Raw genomic sequence first — 19,594 nt, forward strand, 5'->3', positions numbered from 1 at the left:
GCTAGACCCAGGTCGACGCGTGACCAAATGTTTCAATTTGGTCGCAGGTCCACACTAGCGCCCACAAGGGATTAACAAAAATGAATAAAAATTGGGTCGTGCATAAGTAAAGACTTATAGTTGATTCACCAGCCAGCGACGAGAGTGACAGAATAATGCGTAAGTCATTGATGCGTATGACTTTGCGTCAATTGCAGATCTTCAATGAGGTCTGTGATTTGCGCTCTTACAGCCGCGCGGCCGACGAAATGTCGCTCACACAACCTGCCGTCAGCCTGCAGATTCGTCAGCTCGAAGAGCTGATTGGCCAGCCTTTGTTCGATTATGTCGGCAAAAAGCTCTACATGACCGAAGCCGCTGAAGCGTTACAGCGAGCCAGCCGGGATATTTTCGGACGCCTGGAAAACCTCGACATGCAGCTGTCGGACATGCAGGGCTCGTTGCAGGGGCAACTGAAACTGGCGGTGGAATCCAGTGCCAAATACTTCGTGCCGCATCTGTTTGCCGCATTCAAACGCCAGCACCCGGAGGTCAACCTGCAACTGACGGTGGTCAATCGCGGCCAGGTGATTCGGCGTCTGTCGGACAACCGCGACGACCTGGTGATCATGTCCATGGTGCCCCAGGACATGGGCCTGGAGTTCCTGCCGTTCCTGAACAACCCGATCGTCGCCGTGGCGCCACCGGATCACCCGCTGTGTCATATGGGGCCGCTGCGCCTGCAGGATCTCGAGCCCTACACCCTGTTGCTGCGTGAGCCAGGCTCCGGGACGCGGTTGGCATGCGAAGAATACTTCAAAGAGAAGCGCGTGCACTTCAACCAGACCCAGGAGGTCTCGTCTGCCGAAGCTCAGCGTGAATGCGTACTGGCAGGCCTGGGCGTTGCGCTGTTGACGCGCCACGCCCTGAACCTTGAGCTGGCAACCGGTGGGTTGATCGAGCTACCCATCGAAGAGCTGCCATTGTTTCGCAGCTGGTGCCTGGTGCAGGCCAAGGCGAAACGCCTGTCACCGGTGGCTCACGCCTTCCTGGCGTTTATCCGCAGCGAACGGATCCAGATCAGCGCGCTGGTTGAGCGTTTCGACGGGAAGTCGAGGGAGATGTCTGCCAGAAGTTGAGTTCCAACTCCGGAAAGTCGCCAATTTCGGCCAGAAGCTGACGGCGTTCGCAGCGATCTTCGATGGCGCGACGGAATTCCATACGGCGCTGGTCTTCTTGTTGACGACGGGTTTTGACAGCGCTGTTGCGTTCTTCGTAAGGCATGGCCATTTCGAGTCTCCCAAGGCGAGTACGGGAGTTTCAAGATAGGCGCGAGGGATGACGGTTTGGCGGCTTGATGGTTACAGACCGATGAATGTTGTTTGGTCCTGTGGCGAGGGAGCTTGCTCCCGTTCGGCTGCGCAGCAGTCGCACAATTCTGGGGCCGCTTCGCGACCCAGCGGGAGCAAGCTCCCTCGCCACAGGGGGTCGCGCCGGCCTTGAAGTCAGTCGTCCAGCGCTTTCACCGACTTGGGCGACAACCGCAAACTGCGTAAACTGCGTTTAACGCTCTTGAGGTGATTGACCAGACTCGGGCCACGGGCCATGGCCACGCCCATCGCCAACACGTCGATCACCACAAGGTGAGCAATGCGCGAAGTCAGCGGCGTATAGATTTCAGTGTCTTCGTGCACATCGATCGCCAGGTTGACCGTCGACAACTCGGCCAATGGCGTCTGGCTCGGGCACAAGGTGATCAACGAAGCACCGCTTTCGCGCACCAGGTTGGCGGTGATCAGCAGGTCCTTGGAACGACCCGACTGGGAAATGCAGATGGCCACGTCAGTCGGCTTCAATGTCACGGCCGACATCGCCTGCATGTGCGGATCGGAGTACGCCGCTGCGGTGAGCAGCAAGCGGAAGAATTTGTGCTGCGCATCCGCCGCGACCGCACCCGAGGCGCCAAAACCATAGAACTCGACGCGCTGGGCCTGGGACATCAGCGTCACCGCCCTCTGCAACTCCAGCGGATCGAGTTTCTCGCGAACCTCCATCAGGGTATGCAGGGTGGTGTCGAAAATTTTCAGGCTGTAGTCGGCGACCGAATCGTCTTCGTGGATCGCAAACTGGCCAAAACTCGCACCGGCCGCCAGGCTCTGGGCCAGCTTCAGCTTCAGGTCCTGAAAGCCGGAACAACCGATGGCACGGCAAAATCGCACGATGGTCGGTTCACTGATGCCCACGCTGTGGGCCAGGTCGGCCATGGAGCTGTGCATCACGGCCGCAGGATCAAGCAGCACGTGGTCGGCGACCTTGAGCTCCGACTTGCGTAACAGGTGACGAGACTGGGCGATGTGTTGCAGCAGATTCAAAGGGCTGGACTCTTTGTTATTGGCAGGTGCCGGGGATGTAGCACGCTTGTAGTTATACTACATGAATCGGCTTTTTGCCTCCTCAATGCGTAACCACATCCCTCGGCATTCAGGCACGCGTGCCCCATGTAGCGCTCATTGCGAGCTTTCCCGTTGCTCATCAATGCCCGCCTATTCGCGTTGCGGCAAAAATGAGCCTTTCTTGCAAACATCAAAACTGGTTTTCTCACCAACAACGTATAGCCCACATCAACTTACAAACAAGTCAAGTATCGCCATCCACCAATCAAACAGAGAGGGATATATTAAACAGGCAGGACGCAATCATCTTAATTACAGGAGTTACACACAATGACCATTACAACTAAAAATTGGACCGCCCAAATTGACCGCATGCCCGGTGCGGCTTCCTTCCGTGCCTTTGGCACGGTAACCGTTCCAAACTCTGGCATTACGCCGAGGCTGGTATTGAGCGAAATCCAGGACAAGTCTTTTGATTTGCGACTCGACCTGGAACTTGAAACAACCCACGAAATTGCATTGCAAGTCCTGACAGACAAGTTTGTCGAATATAAAAAAATGGGGCCTTCCAGTGTCACCGGCGTCAGTATTTTTTTCGCAGGAAAGTTACTTCACCATATTGATAAAGTACTGATCACCGATTAAAAAAATTACCCGCTGCAAACTTCCCGTCAGACCGCCAAAGGGCCTGACGGGAAGCCATTTCGGTCAATCCACACCATTCTCTCGCAGCAGAACGGCCAGGACCTGCGCCTCGACCGGCCGACTGATCAGATAACCTTGCACCTCATCGCAGCGCTCAGCCTTGAGAAACTCAAGCTGCTCCTGGTGTTCCACCCCTTCCGCGACAACCTTCAACGACAGGCCATGGGCCATGGCGATGATGGCCCGGGTAATCGCCGCATCTTCGGTGCCTTCGCCCAGTCCGCGGATAAATGCCTGGTCGATCTTCACGTAATCCACCGGAATGCGTTTGAGATAACTCAAAGACGAATACCCGGTGCCAAAATCATCGATCGCCAGTTTCACCCCGAGATCACGCAACTGCTGGAAGGTTGCGATGATGTGTTCGACGCTGTCCAGCAACTGGCTTTCGGTGAGCTCCAGCTCCAGGAAATGTGGCTCCAGCCCGGTTTCCTCCAGCACCTGCCGTACCAGACTGACCAGCTTGCCCTGGCGCAATTGATGCACCGACAGATTGACCGACACCCGAATCGCATCGAGCCCCTGTCGCTGCCACTCACAAGCTTGCCAACAGGCCTGACGCAGCACGAACTCACCGATCGGGCCGATCAATCCGGTTTCTTCAGCCAGACCGATGAAATCCCCCGGCGGTACACGGCCCATGGTCGGATGATCCCAACGCACCAGCGCCTCGGCAGCATTCAGCTTGCCCGTGGCGAGGCACAGCTTGGGTTGGTAGAACACCTTCAACTGCTTCTCTTCGATGGCTTTGCGCAAGTGGTTTTCCAGCTGCAAACGCTCCAGCGTGCTGGCTTGCAGGCTGTCGGTATAGAACTGGAAGTTGTTGCCGCCCAAATGCTTTGCGTGCTGCATGGCCATGTTCGATTGACTGACCAACGCGGAAATTTCCCGGGCGTTATCCGGGAGCAGGCTGATGCCCATGGACGCGCTGACCACCAGCTCATGGCCGTCAATGGTCACCGGCACGCGCAACTTGGTCGCCAGACGAGTCGCCACCCGCGCCAGGCTCGAAAGGTTGCCGTAGGCGTTGAACAGCACGGCAAACTCATCGCCGGACAGGCGCGCGATGGTGTCTGCTTCAGGCAATGCATTCACCAGTCGCCGGGCCATTTTCTGCAACAACTGGTCGGCGACTTCATGCCCCAGGCTGTCGTTGAGTTGCTTGAACCGGTCGAGATTGATGTGCAACAAGGCCAGGCTGCGATAACCGCCCTGTCGTACCCGTTGATGAGCCTCGCTGAGGCGTTCGCGGAACATCGCGCGGTTGGCCAGACCGGTAAGTTCGTCGTAATGGGTCAGGTAGCGCATTCGCTCTTCGGATTCCCGGCGGGCAGAAAGATCCGCGAAGAAGCCTACGATATGGCTGACATTTCCCCGGCTGTCGCGCACCGCATTCAATTGCAGCCACTGCGGATACATCTCGCCGTTCTTGCGGGTTTCCACCAATTCGCCCTGCCAGCTGCCTTGCTGCTCCAGTGCCTGATGGATCGTGGCGTAATGCCGACGCGCATCTCGACTGCAGGGCAACTCAACGACATTGCGTCCGATCATGTCTTCGATGGCATAGCCGGTCACCCGACTGAAGGCTTGATTGATCGCGATAAGGACGTAGTTCGGGTCGAAAATCACAATCCCCTCGCTGGCCGCCTCGAATACGGTCGCCGCCAGTTGCCGCTGCTCTTCCAGGTTTTTGCTGACGCTGATGTCGCGACGAGTGCCGACCATGCGCAAAACCCGTCCGTTCTCGGCACGCTCGACCGCCCGCCCACGGTCCTCGATCCAGACCCAGTGGCCATCGCCATGGCGCACGCGATACTCGATTTGATAGTCCTCGGTGCGGCCCTTCAGATGCTCAACCAGCGCCCTTTTCAGCGCTGGAAGGTCCTCGGGGTGAAGGCGCGGCTTGAGGTGACGCAGGATTGCCGTGACCTGATCCGGCTCCAGGCCGAACAATTCCTGAATCTGCGTGTGATGGACTTCGTCGGTTTGCAGATTCCAGTCCCACAACCCCAACTCGCTGGCCTTCAATGCCAGTGCCAGGCGTGCTTCGCTCTTGCTCAGCGCCTGGTTGGCGGCGTCCAGCTCCAGGCTGCGCTGAGCGACGCGGTTTTCCAGGTCGACCTGGATCTCTCGCAATTCGTTCTCGGCGCGTCGACGCTGTTCGATCTCCTTGGCCAGCTTTTGATTGAGCAGATCACTGCTGCTTTGCGCCTGCTGTAAATGTTCGATCAATGCCTGATTCTGAAAGCGTCGAATCAAGCCCCGATCGATCAATCGATTGACCTGCCAGGCCACCACGCTCAATGCACCGAGCAGAATCAGCCCGAACCAGCCCCAGCCCTGTTGCTGCTCGTCACCGCCCCAAAACATATAGGCGATGGCCGGTAGCAGACAGGGCAAGGTGAAAGACAGAAAGGCCGGCAAACTGACTGCATAAGCCACGCTGGCCGAGAGCGCTGCGGCGCCGATGAGGCCGAAGACCCAGGCTTGCTGAATGAAGTTATCGGCGGGAACCAGGGCAATGCCGGCACCGGCCAGGGTCAGACCTGTGAGGCCGGAACCCAGCAAAAACATCCGTCGCCAAATGGGCTGGGCTTGACGATTGGGGATGGCCGAATCGAAGGCTGCGACCTGAATCACCCGCAATGCCACTAACGACAACAACCACACCAGCCAGACACTGACCAGGAAATAGCGCTGCGGACTCCAGAGCAACCCGGCACAGACCAGGCCATTGATCAACATGAACAACGTGGGCAGCAGCGACCCCTGATACAACAGGCGCGTGCGTTCGACCGCCATTTCCATGGCGTATTGCTTTCTGATAACCCGGGGCTCCACAGTGGGGCCCGACAGGTCGAAGCTGAGGGTCATAGGCGATGTTCTTGTTCTTATAATGATGAGCATGGGCCCGAAACTGCTCGGAGCATACACAAGCAATTGCCCGGACCAAACTGCTGCTGATCAATAAATCGCCAAATTTTTCAGCTGCCGCCTCACCCTGAAAACGCTCAAGGCACGCCCCGCCAACGCCTGCGGCCGATGACTGACCGGTCGTCCCTCGCATAACTTTCATCGGTTAATGCGAAGCGGGGTTTGCCCGGTGTGACGCGGCCCCCTAGAATGCCCCGATGCGCGATGATCTCTCCCTTCTGCTGAACTCCCTCAACGATGCCCAACGCCAGGCCGTAGCGGCCCCCGTGGGTCGTCAGTTGGTCCTGGCCGGTGCTGGTTCCGGTAAAACCCGAGTGCTGGTGCACCGTATCGCCTGGCTGATCCAGGTTGAAAACGCCTCGCCCCACTCCATCCTGTCGGTGACCTTCACCAACAAGGCTGCTGCCGAGATGCGCCAGCGCATCGAGCAACTGATGGGTATCAACCCGGCCGGCATGTGGGTTGGCACTTTCCACGGCCTGGCGCACCGCTTGCTGCGGGCGCACTGGCAGGAAGCAGGCTTGAGCCAGACTTTCCAGATCCTCGACAGCGATGACCAGCAACGGCTGGTCAAGCGGGTGATCCGCGAACTCGGCCTGGACGAGCAACGCTGGCCGGCCCGTCAGGCCCAATGGTTCATCAATGGGCAGAAAGACGAAGGTCTGCGCCCGCAACACATTCAAGCCAGTGGCGATCTGTTCCTGGCGACCATGCGCGGCATCTATGAGGCCTACGAGGCCGCGTGCCTGCGCGCCGGTGTCATCGACTTCTCCGAACTGTTGCTGCGCGCCCTCGATCTGTGGCGCGACCACCCAGGCCTGCTCGCTCACTATCAAAAGCGCTTCCGGCACATCCTGGTGGACGAGTTCCAGGACACCAACGCCGTGCAGTACGCCTGGTTGCGCCTGCTGGCCAAGGGTGGCGACAGCCTGATGGTGGTGGGCGATGACGACCAGTCGATCTACGGCTGGCGTGGCGCGAAAATCGAGAACATCTACCAGTATTCCGAAGACTTCCCGGACGCCGAAACCATTCGCCTGGAGCAGAACTACCGCTCCACCGCCGGCATCCTGAAAGCAGCCAACGCCTTGATCGCCAACAACACCGGGCGCCTGGGCAAAGAGCTGTGGACCGACGGTGGCGACGGCGAGGCAATCAATCTGTATGCCGCCTTCAACGAACACGACGAAGCACGTTACGTTGTCGAAACCATCGAAAGCGCGCTGAAAACCGGCCTGTCTCGCAGCGATATCGCGATTCTGTACCGCTCCAACGCCCAATCGCGGGTTTTGGAAGAAGCACTGCTGCGTGAACGCATTCCGTACCGCATCTATGGCGGCCAGCGCTTCTTCGAGCGCGCCGAAATCAAGAACGCCATGGCTTACCTGCGATTGCTCGAAGGACGGGGCAACGACGCCGCGCTGGAACGGGTGATCAACGTGCCAGCCCGCGGCATCGGCGAGAAAACCGTCGAAGCGATCCGCGACCATGCGCGCCACAGCGATGTGTCGATGTGGGAAGCGATGCGCCAACTGGTGGCCAACAAAGGCCTGACCGGTCGTGCGGCCGGCGCCCTTGGCGCGTTTATCGAGTTGATCGAGAACCTCGCCGCCAAGTGCATGGAAATGCCGCTGCACCTGATGACCCAGACCGTCATCGAGCAATCGGGGCTGATCGCCTATCACGAAGCGGAAAAAGGCGAGAAAGGCCAGGCCCGGGTGGAAAACCTTGAGGAACTGGTCAGCGCCGCACGCAACTTCGAAAACAGCGAAGAAGACGAAGACCTGACGCCATTGGCCGCGTTCCTCGGTCACGCGTCGCTGGAGGCCGGCGATACCCAGGCCGACGAGCACGAAGACAGCATTCAACTGATGACCCTTCACAGCGCCAAGGGCCTGGAATTCCCTTACGTGTTCCTGGTGGGCATGGAAGAAGGCCTGTTTCCGCACAAGATGAGCCTGGAAGAACCCGGCCGCCTTGAGGAAGAGCGTCGACTGGCCTACGTCGGCATTACTCGAGCGATGCAGAACCTGGTGATGACTTACGCTGAAACCCGACGCCTTTATGGCAGCGAGACCTACAACAAGGTATCGCGCTTCGTACGCGAAGTGCCGAAAGGCCTCATTCAGGAAGTACGGCTGTCCAACAGCGTCAGCCGGCCGTTTGGTGGCAACCAGTCGATGAGCGGCAGCAACCTGTTCAGCGGCAGCGAAATTCCGGAAACCGGCTTCAGTCTGGGTCAGACTGTCCGCCATTCGATCTTCGGTGACGGCGTGATCCTCAACTTCGAGGGCGCCGGTGCCCAGGCCCGGGTGCAGGTGAACTTCAGCGAAGGCAGCAAGTGGCTGATGCTGGGTTACGCCAAGCTGGAAGCGATCTAGCTTTTCTGTGGGAGCGAGCTTGCTCGCGATAGCGGTAGATCAGTCGACATTATTTCTGGTTGTCAGTCCGTCATCGCGAGCAAGCTCGCTCCCACAGGTTGTAGGTAGGTTCCAGGCCTATATCTGAATTTAAAGGTGCGATGGACATGGGCACAGGCTTTTTTTCCTCCTGGACATTCTGGGCCCTGTTATCGGCGGCATTCGCGGCGATGACCGCCATTTTCGCGAAAGTCGGCATCGAAAACGTCAATTCCGACTTCGCCACCCTGCTGCGGACGATCGTGGTATTGGTCAGCCTGGCCTTGATTTTGTACGCCACGGGCCAATATCAGTCTTTAGGATCGATCTCGGCCAAGAGCTACCTGTTCCTGCTGTTGTCGGGTCTGGCCACCGGTGCGTCGTGGATCTGCTATTTCCGTGCACTAAAGGTAGGTCCGGCGTCACTGGTTGCCCCGGTGGATAAACTCAGCGTGGTGCTGGTGGCCGTTCTTGGCGTAGTCCTGCTGGGTGAAAAACTCGACCTGCGCCAATGGGGCGGAATCGGTCTGATCACGGCCGGAGTCGTCATGCTGGCATTACGTCGCTAGGCGAACGTCCTACAGAACTCATCCACTCATCTGACAGATCAAAGTCAAAAGGCCCTATTGCACTGACTGAAGCTGAATGAAACCTGTCAGGCAAAAGCCCGAAACACTCTGCCGCTAGCCAGTAACACTTCAGCTGTGCAACATGGCGCGCGTGCCTTCCACAAATGGGAATTCCCTTTATGAAACGTTTTCTTAGCATCGCCATGGCGTTGTGCATCGGCCTGACGATGAGTCTCGACGTCAATGCCGCCAAGCGCTTCGGTGGTGGCAAAAGCGCAGGCGCTGCGCCGACGCACCAGACCAGCCAGATGGCTCCTTCTTCTCCAGGCATGGGCGGCGCTGCGGCGACCGCTGGTGCTGCCGGTGCCGCTGGCGCCGCTGCCAAGGCCGGTGGCGCTTCGCGCTGGCTCGGCCCTCTGGCCGGTATCGCAGCCGGCGGCCTGCTGGCATCCATGTTCATGGGCGACGGCTTCCAGGGCATGCAGATCTTCGACATCCTGATCATGGCTGTCATCGCATTCCTGGTGTTCCGCTTTATCGCCGCCCGTCGTCGCAAGCAGCAGGAGCACTACGCGCCGGCCGGCCACGCGCCGATGCAACGTGAAGCGTTCGAACAAAAACCTGCCGGCGGTTCGATCTTCGGTGGTTCGCCTGCGCCTGTTGCCGCTCGTCCAGTGATCAACGCTCCAGCCTGGTTCAATGAAAGAAACTTCGTCGAAGCGGCGCGCAATCACTTCCAGTCCCTGCAGCAGCACTGGGACGCCAACGAAATGGACAAGATCGCCGAGTTCGTGACCCCGCAAATGCTGGAGTTCCTCAAGCGTGAGCGTGCCGACCTGGGCGACGGTTTCCAGTCCACCTACATTGATAACCTCAATGTACAACTGGACGGTGTGGATGATCGCGCCGACAAGACCATTGCCACCCTGACCTTCACCGGCGTGTCGAAAACCTCGCGTTTCGACCAGGGCGAAGTCTTCAGCGAAAGCTGGAACATGGAACGTGCACAGGGCGAAAACCAGCCTTGGCTGGTGGCCGGTATCCGCCAGAACGGCTGATCACCCTCCACGTTTCACCTGCTGCAATAAAAACCCCGGCCTCGGCCGGGGTTTTCTATTTCGCGGTTGCATCTATAGCAAGCTACTGTATAAACCGCCCCATATAAACCGCGCCATACAAGCAAGAGGATCCCGGACGTGGAAGAAATCATCGAACAACTGCGTGAAGCCAACGAACCGGTACCGGTCCCCTTGGAATTGCCTGACGAAGACCTGCTGGTCGAAATCGAAGAACAACTGTTCATCGACATTCCGTTTGTCTTCAGAGAGTTTCTGCTGACCGTCAGCGACGTGGTCTACGGTAGCCTGGAGCCGGTCACCGTGACCGATCCGCAATCCCACACCTACCTGCCCGACGTTGCCGCCAACGCCTGGGACGCCGGCGTTGATCGCAGCCTGATCCCGATCTGCCAGGACGGTGACGACTACTACTGCGTCGAAGAGGACGGCACCGTGGTGCTTTGGCAGGCCGAAGAAGAGCTGATCGCCGAAGAAACCTGGGAGTCGGTGTGGCACTGGGCACGGGACGTCTGGCTGGAAAGCTGATCCAGTCAACGCCGCTGGGTGGTCAATGCCCGGACGACTCCTTGTGATTGTCGAGGGTTTCCAGCAATGCCACCTGCATCCGCGTATGCACACGAATGAACCAGCGCCACAGCAGCGCCGCCACGGCGGCCGCGACCACGGCGATCAGTACCAGCAACTTGTTGGTCGGCAGAATACTGGCCGACAAGGCTGCCAACAGCAAAAAGATCACCAGCAGCGACAGGATCGGGATCACTTCGGCGATCACCCTGCGCACTCGCTGCGTGTGGCGCCCGGCCATCTCCGGCTTGACGCCCATTTCCGCCAGCAACATCGACAGGGCTTTGAGCTTGCGGTACGCCGCAATCAAAAAAGGCAGCGACAACAAAAGCGCCCCACCCCAGATCAATGCCTTCTGCCAGCTCGGGTCGTTGATCCAGCCTTGCACGTAAGCCGACATGCGTTCGGCGAAGTACGCGCCCGAGAAGAAAATCGCGATTACCAAAGCCAGGTTGACCCCGACCTGCAGCAAAATTCTTCTGATCATCGACGCCAGCAACGCCCCCTCACCCTGAGGCTGGATGCTGCGCAGCCATTCGCCGTACATCCCCAATACCCGTCCCAGGCGTTCCGGCATGACGCTCGCGAGCTTGATCGACAATGGATCAGCCGCGCGAATCAGATAGGGCGTCAGCAAGGTCGTGATCACCGACACTGCCACAGCCACCGGGTATAAAAAGTTACTGGTGACCTGCAACGTCATGCCCAGTGCAGCAATGATGAAAGAGAATTCGCCAATCTGTGAAAGACCCATCCCGACCCGCAGCGAGGTGCGTCCGTCATTACCGGCGATAAACGCCCCAAGGCCGCAGGACAGCATCTTGCCAAGCACCACGGCTACAGTGATTACGGCGATTGGCCAGGCGTATTGAAGCAGGATCGCCGGATCGAGCATCAGCCCGATGGCCACAAAGAAAATCGCGCTGAAAAGATCTCGAACCGGTTCAATCAAGCGCTCGATTTTCAGCAGTTGCCGGGATTCAGCCATGATCGCGCCGATCAGGAACGCGCCGAGGACCATGCTGTATTCAAGCCTGACCACCAGCAGGCAGAAGCCGAAACACAGGCCCAGCACGGTAATCAGCAGCATTTCGTTGCTCTCGAACCTGGCCACGTAGGCCAGCAACCGCGGCACCAACAGAATGCCGATGACCAATGCGACGATCATGAACAGCGACAGTTTGCCCACTGTAGAAAACACTTCGCCCGAGCTGACCGTACCACTGACGGCGATGCTGGACAGAAGCGCGATGATGCCGATGCCCAGAATGTCTTCAACGATCAGCACACCGAATATCAACTGCGCAAACCGCTCGTTCTTCAACTTCAGATCATTGAGTGCCTTGACGATGATGGTGGTTGAGGAAATCGCCAGAATCGCGCCGAGGAACAGTGAATCCATGGTGTTCCAGTCAAACCAGCGACCGATCTCGTAGCCGATCCAGATCATCAGCACGATTTCCAGGAATGCCGCGATGAAGGCCGTGGCACCGACCTTGAACAACTTGCGCAGGCTGAACTCCAGGCCCAGGCAGAACATCAGGAATATCACCCCGAGTTCGGCCAGGGTCTTGATGGTTTCTTCGTCATGGATCAGGCCGAATGGCGGGGTGTGCGGGCCAATGATGAAACCGGCCACGATATAGCCCAGCACCACCGGTTGTTTCAGGCGATGAAAAACCACGGTCACCACACCTGCGATCAACATGATCACTGCCAGATCCTGAATGAAACTGATGGCATGCATGGCGAGCGGCTCCCTGATTGAAGTTGCCCGACTCACAGACGCAGGAATGGTCTGATCGAGCCGAGCAAAAGTCTGCTTTGCGCGTAGGAAATGTCCCTGTGTCCGGGCTTTTTGCAGGGTAACACCGCGACTTCTGGCAGAAAGGCGGTGCAATATATGGAAACAGATCGATCCGGCGTGACGGCGGCTCTGCGCCCGGCGTCCCGATAACTGTTGGTTTGAAAAAACCGCCGAGGCACCCGCAGAGGTGCATCCCTCAAACCTGGCCTTGACCCGTGAGAATGCTATGGAACCCGGAAACGCCCAGCTGTCGATGACGGTATTGATGACCCCTGACATGGCCAACTTCTCTGGCAATGTTCACGGTGGCACCCTGCTCAAATACCTCGACGAAGTGGCCTACGCCTGCGCCAGCCGTTATGCCGGCCGCTATGTGGTGACCCTGTCGGTGGACCAGGTCATTTTCCGTGAGCCGATCCATGTCGGCGAACTGGTGACCTTTCTCGCCTCGGTCAACTACACCGGCAACACCTCCATGGAGGTGGGCATCAAAGTGGTGACCGAGAACATTCGCGAGCGTTCGGTGCGTCACACCAACAGCTGCTTCTTCACCATGGTCGCGGTGGATGACCAGCGTAAACCTGCCCAGGTACCGCCGCTGCAACCGGACAACAGCGAGAGCAAGCGCCGCTTCATCCAGGCCCAGCAGCGCCGGCAGATTCGCCAGGAACTGGAAAAGCGTTATCAGGAGATCAAGGGCGACGCCTGAGTTTGTTCAGTCAGGTTGATGCTGTTCTCTAGAGAGCCTTCGCGAGCAAGCCCGCTCCCACACTGGATCTATGCAACACCAAAGATCAAATGTGGGAGCGGCGGTGCGGCGATCCGACTTGCTCGCGAATGGGCTCAACGCTCAATCAGAGGCTGATCGAGGTCGCCTCGAACCGTACCCGCGGATGGGCAATCCGGTCCTGAGCCCGAACCAGTTCCAACTCGTAGCTGGCACAGGCCTGGGTTTCCAGCAGTACTTCGTGCACCGCCGACGCCGCGAACTCGAACGCGGCCACCAGGCTGTCACCCAACAGCACACGCGCCAGGAACAGCCCGGACGTCAGATCGCCCACGCCCACCGGCTGACGCGGGAACGCCAGCAACGGGCGCTGCAAATGCCAGCTGCCTTCGGCTGTCACCAGCAGCATCTCGAAGACCTCTGCCGACTTGCCTGGGTAGTCCAGATGCTTGACCAGCACCGCTTTCGGGCCGCGCACCAGCAACGCACGCGCCATGGCCAGGCAATCGAACAGCGACTGCGGCTTGCGCCCGGAGAAACTGTCCAGCTCCAGCTGGTTCGGGCACATGAAGTCCGCTACGGCGGCGGCCTCCTCCAGCAGAAAATCACTGACTTCCGCCGGAACACTGCAGCCTTTCTCCGGATGCCCCATGACCGGGTCACACAGGTACAGTGCCTTGGGATTCATCGACTTGATCCGCGCCACGCCCGTCAGGATCGCCCGGCCCTGGGCCGCACTGCCGAGGTAACCGGAGAGCACCGCATCGCAGTTGCCCAGCTCGCCAATCGCCGCGATACCCTCGACCAGCTCAGGTATCTGGTGCGGTGCCAGCACTTCACCGGCCCATTGACCGTACTGGGTGTGATTGGAGAACTGCACGGTGTTGAGCGGCCAGACATTCACCCCGACCCGTTGCATCGGGAAAACCGCGGCACTGTTGCCGGCGTGACCGAATACCACGTGGGACTGGATAGCGAGCAAATGCGGTGTACGTTTCATGCGGTGGATTTCCGTAAAACGATTGAAATTCTAGCCGCGCAGTATGCGACTAAACGCAGCCTGTACGACAGGCCAGCGACGCAGTTAAGCTGACACTATCTTGTTGGAGCACCCTGTTGATGCTGACCCTTGGAAATATATTCGTGCTGATGCTGTTCGCCACTGCTGGCGCATGGCTATGGCACAACCATGGCTTGCGCGAGCGCGCGCTGGAGCGGGTCAAGCAGCATTGCACCAAGCTCGGGATCGAATTGCTGGACGGCAACGTGGCGTTGAAAAGAATCGCGTTCATCAGGGATGCCAGTGGTCGGCGACGCCTGGCCCGTGTGTATAACTTCGAGTTCACCGTGACTGGCGAAACCCGCCACAACGGCACCATCACCCAGTTCGGCGCTCACAGCGCACAGATTGAACTGGCGCCCTACCCGGTCCCGTTCGACGAAACCGAACCGGTGGTCGATGTGGTAAAGCCTCGCGCAGAAGTGATTGAGCTGAGCCAGTGGCGTCAGGAACATACCAAGTGGCGGCCGTGAGCCGTTAAGCCGATTCGGCTCGGCACGCTGCCAGTTCACTCTGCAACCGCCCTGCATCCTGGGGCTCACTGAAAATCAGCTCGATGCGCGAATCCTGCCGCCACTCGCTGGGCTGCCAGTCCAGCACCGAGTTATCCACCGCGTTCGCCGAGATCCATCCGTCGACACTGTGGATAACCAGCTTCGCCCGCCTCCAGCCAAGGCCTTCAAGCCACCGGCCAACCAGCGTGGCATCCAATACCTGGCTTGGGTGCCAACGCCATCCGATACTCCAGCCATCGTCCTGTTCCTGACTCAAACAAATGGGCAACGCGGGATCGCTCCAGACCGCCGGCAACTGCGCCAATCCCTTGGGCACGACGAAGTTATCCACACCTGCCCGCGCTTTGGCATTCAGCCCCGGCAACTCGCTCAAGGGTAATACCGCCTGTTGCGTCCAGCACAGAGGGGTCGGCGGCAATAGCGCGGCGACTCGCTGGCGGCTGTCTTCCTCGAGACCTTCGGACTTGTTCAGCAGTAACAGTCCCGCATGGCTCAGGGCTTGCTGTTGTGCATCCGGCAACGGTTTGCCAGCGGCGAGCGCCTGGGCGTCCAGCACCAGCACACAAGGCTGAACAGCCAGCACGCCTTGCCACGGCGCTTCGCTCAATTGCCTGAGCAACTGCGCCGGATGCCCCAAGCCCGAGGGCTCGATGAACAGCCGATCCGGTTGCGCCTTGCGCAACAAACGCCCAAGACCAATCTGAAAGGGTGCACCGTTGACGCAACACAGGCAGCCCCCGGCCACTTCACCCAGTGCGATACCATCGGCGTCCCGGGTCAGTAGCGCAGCGTCGAGACCGATCTGGCCAAACTCGTTGATCAATACCGCCCACCGCTCGCCTGCCGGGCGCTGGGCCAACAGGTGCTTGATCAGGCTGGTCTTGCCGGCGCCCAACGGACCGGCAATGACATGAGTGGGGATATTCTGCAGCATGTTCGATGATTTCTGAGGAGGAAATGGATGCGCTTGATTGGCTTGTCGTTGCTCCTGGCACTCGTTTCAGGCGAGGCGCTGGCCCAGGCCTGCGTGGTTCACAGCCAGGCCGAGCGGCTTGATGTCCAGGTTTGCCAGCAGAACCGCAACATCCCGCCAAAACTCTTCGCCGATGGTTTCTGCCAGCCGAACCTGACAGGGCAGAAAGTCGATGTGCAGTATGTCGATCAATGCCCCGGCGGAGCATTTGGCATCTGCAGCAACGCCCAAGTCGCCAATATGCCCTACCGCCAGGATATTCACTATTACGGCGTTGCCACCGACGCGGCATATTTACAGCCGTACTGCGAGGCCCAGAGCCAGGGCACCTGGCTCAAGCCTTGAAGCGCCATCAGAGGATCAGGCAGCTTCTTCGTACCAAGGGCCGAATGGATCAGGCAGCAAACGCCAGCCCTCTACGCCCAACGCCATTTCCTCATCGGTCAGCAGGCAGGCGTCCAGTTCGGCGGTGAGCTGCGTGAAGTCGATGTTCTGGCCGATGAACACCAGTTCCTGACGACAATCCCCGCTGTCGGCGGTCCAGTTTTTCATGATCCCGGTGGTACTTTCTTCGTCCTGCGGCCATTGGTTTTTCGGTACGAAACGCCACCAGCGCCCGGCAAAACCATAGCACATCAAACCGCCGGCCTGGGACCAGCTGCCGGCGTCCATATGCTTGCTCGCCAGCCAGAAAAAGCCCTTTGAACGCAACAGCTTGCCGTTGTCCCAAGGGCCGTCGATGAAGTCGAAGAAACGCTGTGGATGGAACGGCCGACGTGCCCGGTAAGCGCTGGAAGCAATGCCGTATTCTTCGGTTTCCGGCACGTGCTCCCCGCGCAGCTCCTGCAACCATCCCGGCGCCTGGGCAGCCTTTTCGAAATCAAAACGACCGGTGTTGAGGATTTTATCCAAGGGGATTTCGCCCATCGTCATCGAAATGATTTCCGCCCGGGCGTTGAGCCGCTCGAGGATGGCGATCAATTCCTCGCGTTGGTGGCTGCTGATCAAGTCGATCTTGCTGAGCAAAATCACATCGGCGAACTCGACCTGTTCTATCAGCAAATCGGTAATTGAACGTTCATCTTCTTCGCCAAGTGTTTCTCCCCGGGAGGCCAGGCTTTCGGCAGCCTGGTAATCGAGTAGGAAGTTCATGCCGTCGACCACCGTGACCATGGTGTCGAGACGTGCGATGTCGTTGAGGCTCTGGCCGTTTTCATCGCGAAAGGTGAAGGTTTCCGCCACCGGCAGCGGTTCGGAAATGCCGGTGGATTCGATCAGCAGATAGTCGAAGCGACCCTCCCTGGCGAGTTGGCTCACTTCCTCGAGCAAGTCTTCACGTAACGTACAGCAAATACACCCGTTGCTCATTTCCACCAACCGTTCTTCAGCCCGATTAAGGCTGACATCACGCTGGACTTCGGTACCATCTACGTTGATTTCGCTCATATCGTTGACGATGACCGCAACCCGCAAACCATCGCGATTACGTAGTATGTAATTAAGAAGTGTACTTTTTCCGGCACCAAGAAAGCCGGAGAGAACGGTCACGGGGAGTCGATTGGACATCTACATATTCCTCACAGGGATGCCCGGTCGCTGTGTCGGGCTTACATAATGTTATACTGTAACAACATAAATAAACCATCCCTCTTGCCCGGCCGGGTAAAGGGCAGGACGCTGAATGCCGCTTCCGACGTGAGAAAGCCCATGCGCAACACCCTAAAAACTGCATTGATCATGCTTTCCCTGCTGGTGGCTGCCGACGCGATGGCGCAGGTCCCGAGCCTGGCCAGGTGCACCCGCAGCGCCAACCTGCTGGCCTGCGTGGACGCGGATGGCAACGCCTACAGCGTCAACACCGCCGGAAACACAATCTATCTGCGGGGTTTCGAAATAGCTGGAAAGCGCTATTGGGTGCAGACCAACAGCCGCTACGGTCAGCTCACGTTCTTCACCGGCATCGCTTCCGATGGCGAGGCCTGGGTTGGCTACAACCAGCGCGTCGGCTGGACCACGATCAACCGGTTTTCCAGTTCCGGTGGCAGCAGTGCGAAGTTCACCTGCAACCGGATCACTGGCTGTTAGGCCCGCCCGTTTTTCTTCGAACTGCGTAGCCGACGCAACAATGGGCAAAGACCGCACCGGCCAGAATCAGGTCAAGCACATGGCGCCCGGGCATGATGAAAACCTGTTCATGAAAAAGGCATCGTCGACTTGATTGTTATACTATAACATGTCAAATCAACTTCCACGATGGACCTGCTCATGAATGCGCTGACTCTGCCGGATATCGCCGCGCAGGCCTCACGCCAAGCCCTGCCACTGGAGTGGGTGGGCATGTGCGGCATTGCTCTTCCTGTTTTGTTTGATGGCCAACGCTTGAATGCAAAGGCCGATGCCGGCGTGAGCCTCGACGATGGCAATGCGCGCGGCATTCATATGTCACGGCTCTATCTGGCGCTTGAATTGCTGGAGCAGGAAAGCCTTTCACCGGCTTTATTGCGGCGGGTTTTGCAGCGTTTTCTTGAGAGTCATGAAGGTCTGTCCAACAGTGCGCACTTAACCATTCACGCCGAAGTGCTGCTGAAAAGACCGGCGCTAATCAGTCCATTGGCAGGCTGGAAAAGCTATCCGGTGAGCATCGAAGCGCGTTTGAAAAACGCGATGTTCCACGTGGAACTAAAAATCGACGTGCCTTATTCCTCAACCTGTCCATGCTCCGCGGCCCTTTCTCGGCAGTTGATACAGCAGCAATTCGTCGATGATTTCGCCAACAAGTCACTGCAACACGCCGACGTTTTAGCGTGGCTCGGCTCCACGAACGGCATCGTCGCCACACCTCACAGCCAACGTAGCCAAGCAGAGTTGCGCGTACGGCTGGCTGATTTCCTGTATGAGTTACCGCTAATCGCCATCATCAACGACGCCGAAGCTGCACTCGGCACAGCCGTTCAAACAGCGGTAAAACGCGCAGACGAACAGGCATTCGCCCTGGCCAACGGCCAGAACCTGATGTTCTGCGAAGACGCCGCACGCCGGTTGAATCTGGCCATGCAGCGTTCCACAGGCATCAATGCCTTCCACATTCGTGTGATCCACGCCGAAAGCCTGCACGCCCATGACGCCGTTGCCGAGAGCCGTTTCAACTGGGACAACCTCAACACCCTGTACAACGGGTTGAACAAGCCATGATCCGCAAGAATCCATCCGGAGATTTACCGCTGATTGCCGAGTCGGCGTACGTCGACAAGACGGCCATCATTTGCGGCAAAGTGGTGATTGGCGAGAACGTGTTCGTCGGGCCCTACGCGGTGATCCGAGCTGACGAAGTCGACGAGTCGGGCGACATGCAGCCGATCACTATCGGCGCCAACTCGAACATCCAGGACGGCGTGGTGATCCACTCCAAATCCGGCGCGGCGGTGACCATTGGCGAGTTCAGTTCCATCGCCCACCGCTCGATCGTGCATGGCCCCTGCACCGTGGGCGACCGGGTGTTCATCGGCTTCAACAGCGTGTTGTTCAACTGCGTGGTCGGTGACGGTTGCGTGGTGCGTCACAACTCGGTGGTCGACGGGCGTGACCTGCCTGAAGCCTTCTACGTGCCCTCCACCACTCGGATCGGCCCCACCACCGACCTCTCGCAATACCCGCCGGTGAGCGTCAGTGCTTCGGAGTTTTCCGAAGATGTGGCGCGCACCAACGTCGATCTGGTGCGCGGCTATAAAGCCCTGCAAAACGAGTTCTGACCATGAGCAACGTGCTGGCAATGCCCGACGGAAGAACGCACCGATACAAATTGCCTGGCACGACAAAGGTCTTAATGACAACAGCCAGCAATTAGCACTAGGTTTATCCGATAACGCTCGTTAGCAGCACCCGAGTATGCC

19 protein-coding genes are annotated in these 19,594 nt (G+C 58.5%); 12 read left to right on the plus strand and 7 right to left on the minus strand.

Translation table 11 applies throughout. The annotated features are described in order from the left end of the window. Nucleotides 1–155: 155 nt before the first annotated feature. On the plus strand, nucleotides 156–1,118 hold the full coding sequence (locus C9422_RS04205) for a LysR family transcriptional regulator (protein WP_116579796.1): 963 nt from the start codon (nucleotides 156–158) through the stop codon (nucleotides 1,116–1,118). Here the strand turns inward: C9422_RS04205 and C9422_RS04210 are convergent. Together C9422_RS04210 and hexR are read right to left on the minus strand one after the other, a co-directional pair. Continuing rightward, entirely contained in the window at nucleotides 1,060–1,269 is a 210-nt protein-coding gene (locus C9422_RS04210; protein WP_116579797.1) for a PA3496 family putative envelope integrity protein, read from the minus strand. The genes C9422_RS04205 and C9422_RS04210 overlap by 59 nt on opposite strands. 215 nt (nucleotides 1,270–1,484) lie before the next feature. Further along, complete coding sequence (gene hexR, locus C9422_RS04220) at nucleotides 1,485–2,351, minus strand: transcriptional regulator HexR (RefSeq protein ID WP_007954250.1); 867 nt, start codon at nucleotides 2,349–2,351, stop codon at nucleotides 1,485–1,487. Nucleotides 2,352–2,702: 351 nt separating this feature from the next. Here hexR and C9422_RS04225 point away from each other — a divergent pair, with 351 nt between their 5' ends. After that, complete coding sequence (locus C9422_RS04225; RefSeq protein WP_116579798.1) at nucleotides 2,703–3,017, plus strand: hypothetical protein; 315 nt, start codon at nucleotides 2,703–2,705, stop codon at nucleotides 3,015–3,017. Between the two features lie 63 nt (nucleotides 3,018–3,080). Here C9422_RS04225 and C9422_RS04230 read toward each other — a convergent pair whose 3' ends face one another. Then, nucleotides 3,081–5,951, minus strand: coding sequence for an EAL domain-containing protein (locus C9422_RS04230; RefSeq protein WP_116579799.1), 2,871 nt, complete (start codon nucleotides 5,949–5,951; stop codon nucleotides 3,081–3,083). Nucleotides 5,952–6,208: 257 nt separating this feature from the next. Between C9422_RS04230 and uvrD the strand changes: the two genes are divergently transcribed. The 4 genes from uvrD to C9422_RS04250 all read left to right on the plus strand — a co-directional run bounded on the left by uvrD (nucleotide 6,209) and on the right by C9422_RS04250 (nucleotide 10,583). Next, entirely contained in the window at nucleotides 6,209–8,392 is a 2,184-nt protein-coding gene (gene uvrD, locus C9422_RS04235; protein WP_007971693.1) for a DNA helicase II, read from the plus strand. A 146-nt stretch (nucleotides 8,393–8,538) separates the two neighbouring features. Further along, the gene (locus C9422_RS04240; protein WP_116579800.1) at nucleotides 8,539–8,979 is read left to right on the plus strand and encodes an EamA family transporter; all 441 of its coding nucleotides are present in this window, start codon (nucleotides 8,539–8,541) and stop codon (nucleotides 8,977–8,979) included. A gap of 179 nt (nucleotides 8,980–9,158) precedes the next feature. Next, nucleotides 9,159–10,037, plus strand: coding sequence for a Tim44 domain-containing protein (locus tag C9422_RS04245; protein WP_095964377.1), 879 nt, complete (start codon nucleotides 9,159–9,161; stop codon nucleotides 10,035–10,037). Between the two features lie 138 nt (nucleotides 10,038–10,175). After that, nucleotides 10,176–10,583: an SMI1/KNR4 family protein gene (locus tag C9422_RS04250; protein ID WP_003187120.1), complete on the plus strand. Its 408-nt coding sequence runs from the start codon at nucleotides 10,176–10,178 to the stop codon at nucleotides 10,581–10,583. Nucleotides 10,584–10,605: 22 nt separating this feature from the next. Here the strand turns inward: C9422_RS04250 and C9422_RS04255 are convergent, their stop codons facing one another. After that, nucleotides 10,606–12,369: a cation:proton antiporter gene (locus tag C9422_RS04255; protein WP_116579801.1), complete on the minus strand. Its 1,764-nt coding sequence runs from the start codon at nucleotides 12,367–12,369 to the stop codon at nucleotides 10,606–10,608. A 286-nt stretch (nucleotides 12,370–12,655) separates the two neighbouring features. Here C9422_RS04255 and C9422_RS04260 point away from each other — a divergent pair, with 286 nt between their 5' ends. Further along, on the plus strand, nucleotides 12,656–13,138 hold the full coding sequence (locus C9422_RS04260) for an acyl-CoA thioesterase (RefSeq protein ID WP_007971685.1): 483 nt from the start codon (nucleotides 12,656–12,658) through the stop codon (nucleotides 13,136–13,138). Nucleotides 13,139–13,283: 145 nt separating this feature from the next. Here the strand turns inward: C9422_RS04260 and pdxY are convergent, their stop codons facing one another. Continuing rightward, complete coding sequence (pdxY, locus tag C9422_RS04265) at nucleotides 13,284–14,156, minus strand: pyridoxal kinase PdxY (protein ID WP_116579802.1); 873 nt, start codon at nucleotides 14,154–14,156, stop codon at nucleotides 13,284–13,286. A 119-nt stretch (nucleotides 14,157–14,275) separates the two neighbouring features. Between pdxY and C9422_RS04270 the strand changes: the two genes are divergently transcribed. Then, entirely contained in the window at nucleotides 14,276–14,689 is a 414-nt protein-coding gene (locus C9422_RS04270; RefSeq protein ID WP_007971681.1) for a DUF3301 domain-containing protein, read from the plus strand. 4 nt (nucleotides 14,690–14,693) lie between these two features. Here C9422_RS04270 and C9422_RS04275 read toward each other — a convergent pair whose 3' ends face one another. Continuing rightward, complete coding sequence (locus C9422_RS04275; RefSeq protein WP_116579803.1) at nucleotides 14,694–15,665, minus strand: GTP-binding protein; 972 nt, start codon at nucleotides 15,663–15,665, stop codon at nucleotides 14,694–14,696. Between the two features lie 27 nt (nucleotides 15,666–15,692). Here C9422_RS04275 and C9422_RS04280 point away from each other — a divergent pair, with 27 nt between their 5' ends. Then, on the plus strand, nucleotides 15,693–16,049 hold the full coding sequence (locus tag C9422_RS04280; RefSeq protein ID WP_116579804.1) for an NADH:ubiquinone oxidoreductase: 357 nt from the start codon (nucleotides 15,693–15,695) through the stop codon (nucleotides 16,047–16,049). A gap of 15 nt (nucleotides 16,050–16,064) precedes the next feature. Here C9422_RS04280 and zigA read toward each other — a convergent pair whose 3' ends face one another. Further along, nucleotides 16,065–17,270, minus strand: coding sequence for a zinc metallochaperone GTPase ZigA (gene zigA, locus C9422_RS04285; RefSeq protein ID WP_116579805.1), 1,206 nt, complete (start codon nucleotides 17,268–17,270; stop codon nucleotides 16,065–16,067). 141 nt (nucleotides 17,271–17,411) lie between these two features. Here zigA and C9422_RS04290 point away from each other — a divergent pair, with 141 nt between their 5' ends. The 3 genes from C9422_RS04290 to C9422_RS04300 all read left to right on the plus strand — a co-directional run bounded on the left by C9422_RS04290 (nucleotide 17,412) and on the right by C9422_RS04300 (nucleotide 19,453). Further along, entirely contained in the window at nucleotides 17,412–17,789 is a 378-nt protein-coding gene (locus tag C9422_RS04290) for a glutamine synthetase (RefSeq protein ID WP_116579806.1), read from the plus strand. 180 nt (nucleotides 17,790–17,969) lie between these two features. Then, complete coding sequence (folE2, locus tag C9422_RS04295; RefSeq protein WP_116579807.1) at nucleotides 17,970–18,896, plus strand: GTP cyclohydrolase FolE2; 927 nt, start codon at nucleotides 17,970–17,972, stop codon at nucleotides 18,894–18,896. Further along, entirely contained in the window at nucleotides 18,893–19,453 is a 561-nt protein-coding gene (locus C9422_RS04300; protein ID WP_116579808.1) for a DapH/DapD/GlmU-related protein, read from the plus strand. Before folE2 ends, C9422_RS04300 begins: the two co-directional genes overlap by 4 nt. Nucleotides 19,454–19,594 lie beyond the last annotated feature (141 nt).

This window comes from Pseudomonas sp. B1(2018), from assembly GCF_003097365.1.
GTDB lineage: Bacteria > Pseudomonadota > Gammaproteobacteria > Pseudomonadales > Pseudomonadaceae > Aquipseudomonas > Aquipseudomonas laurylsulfatiphila.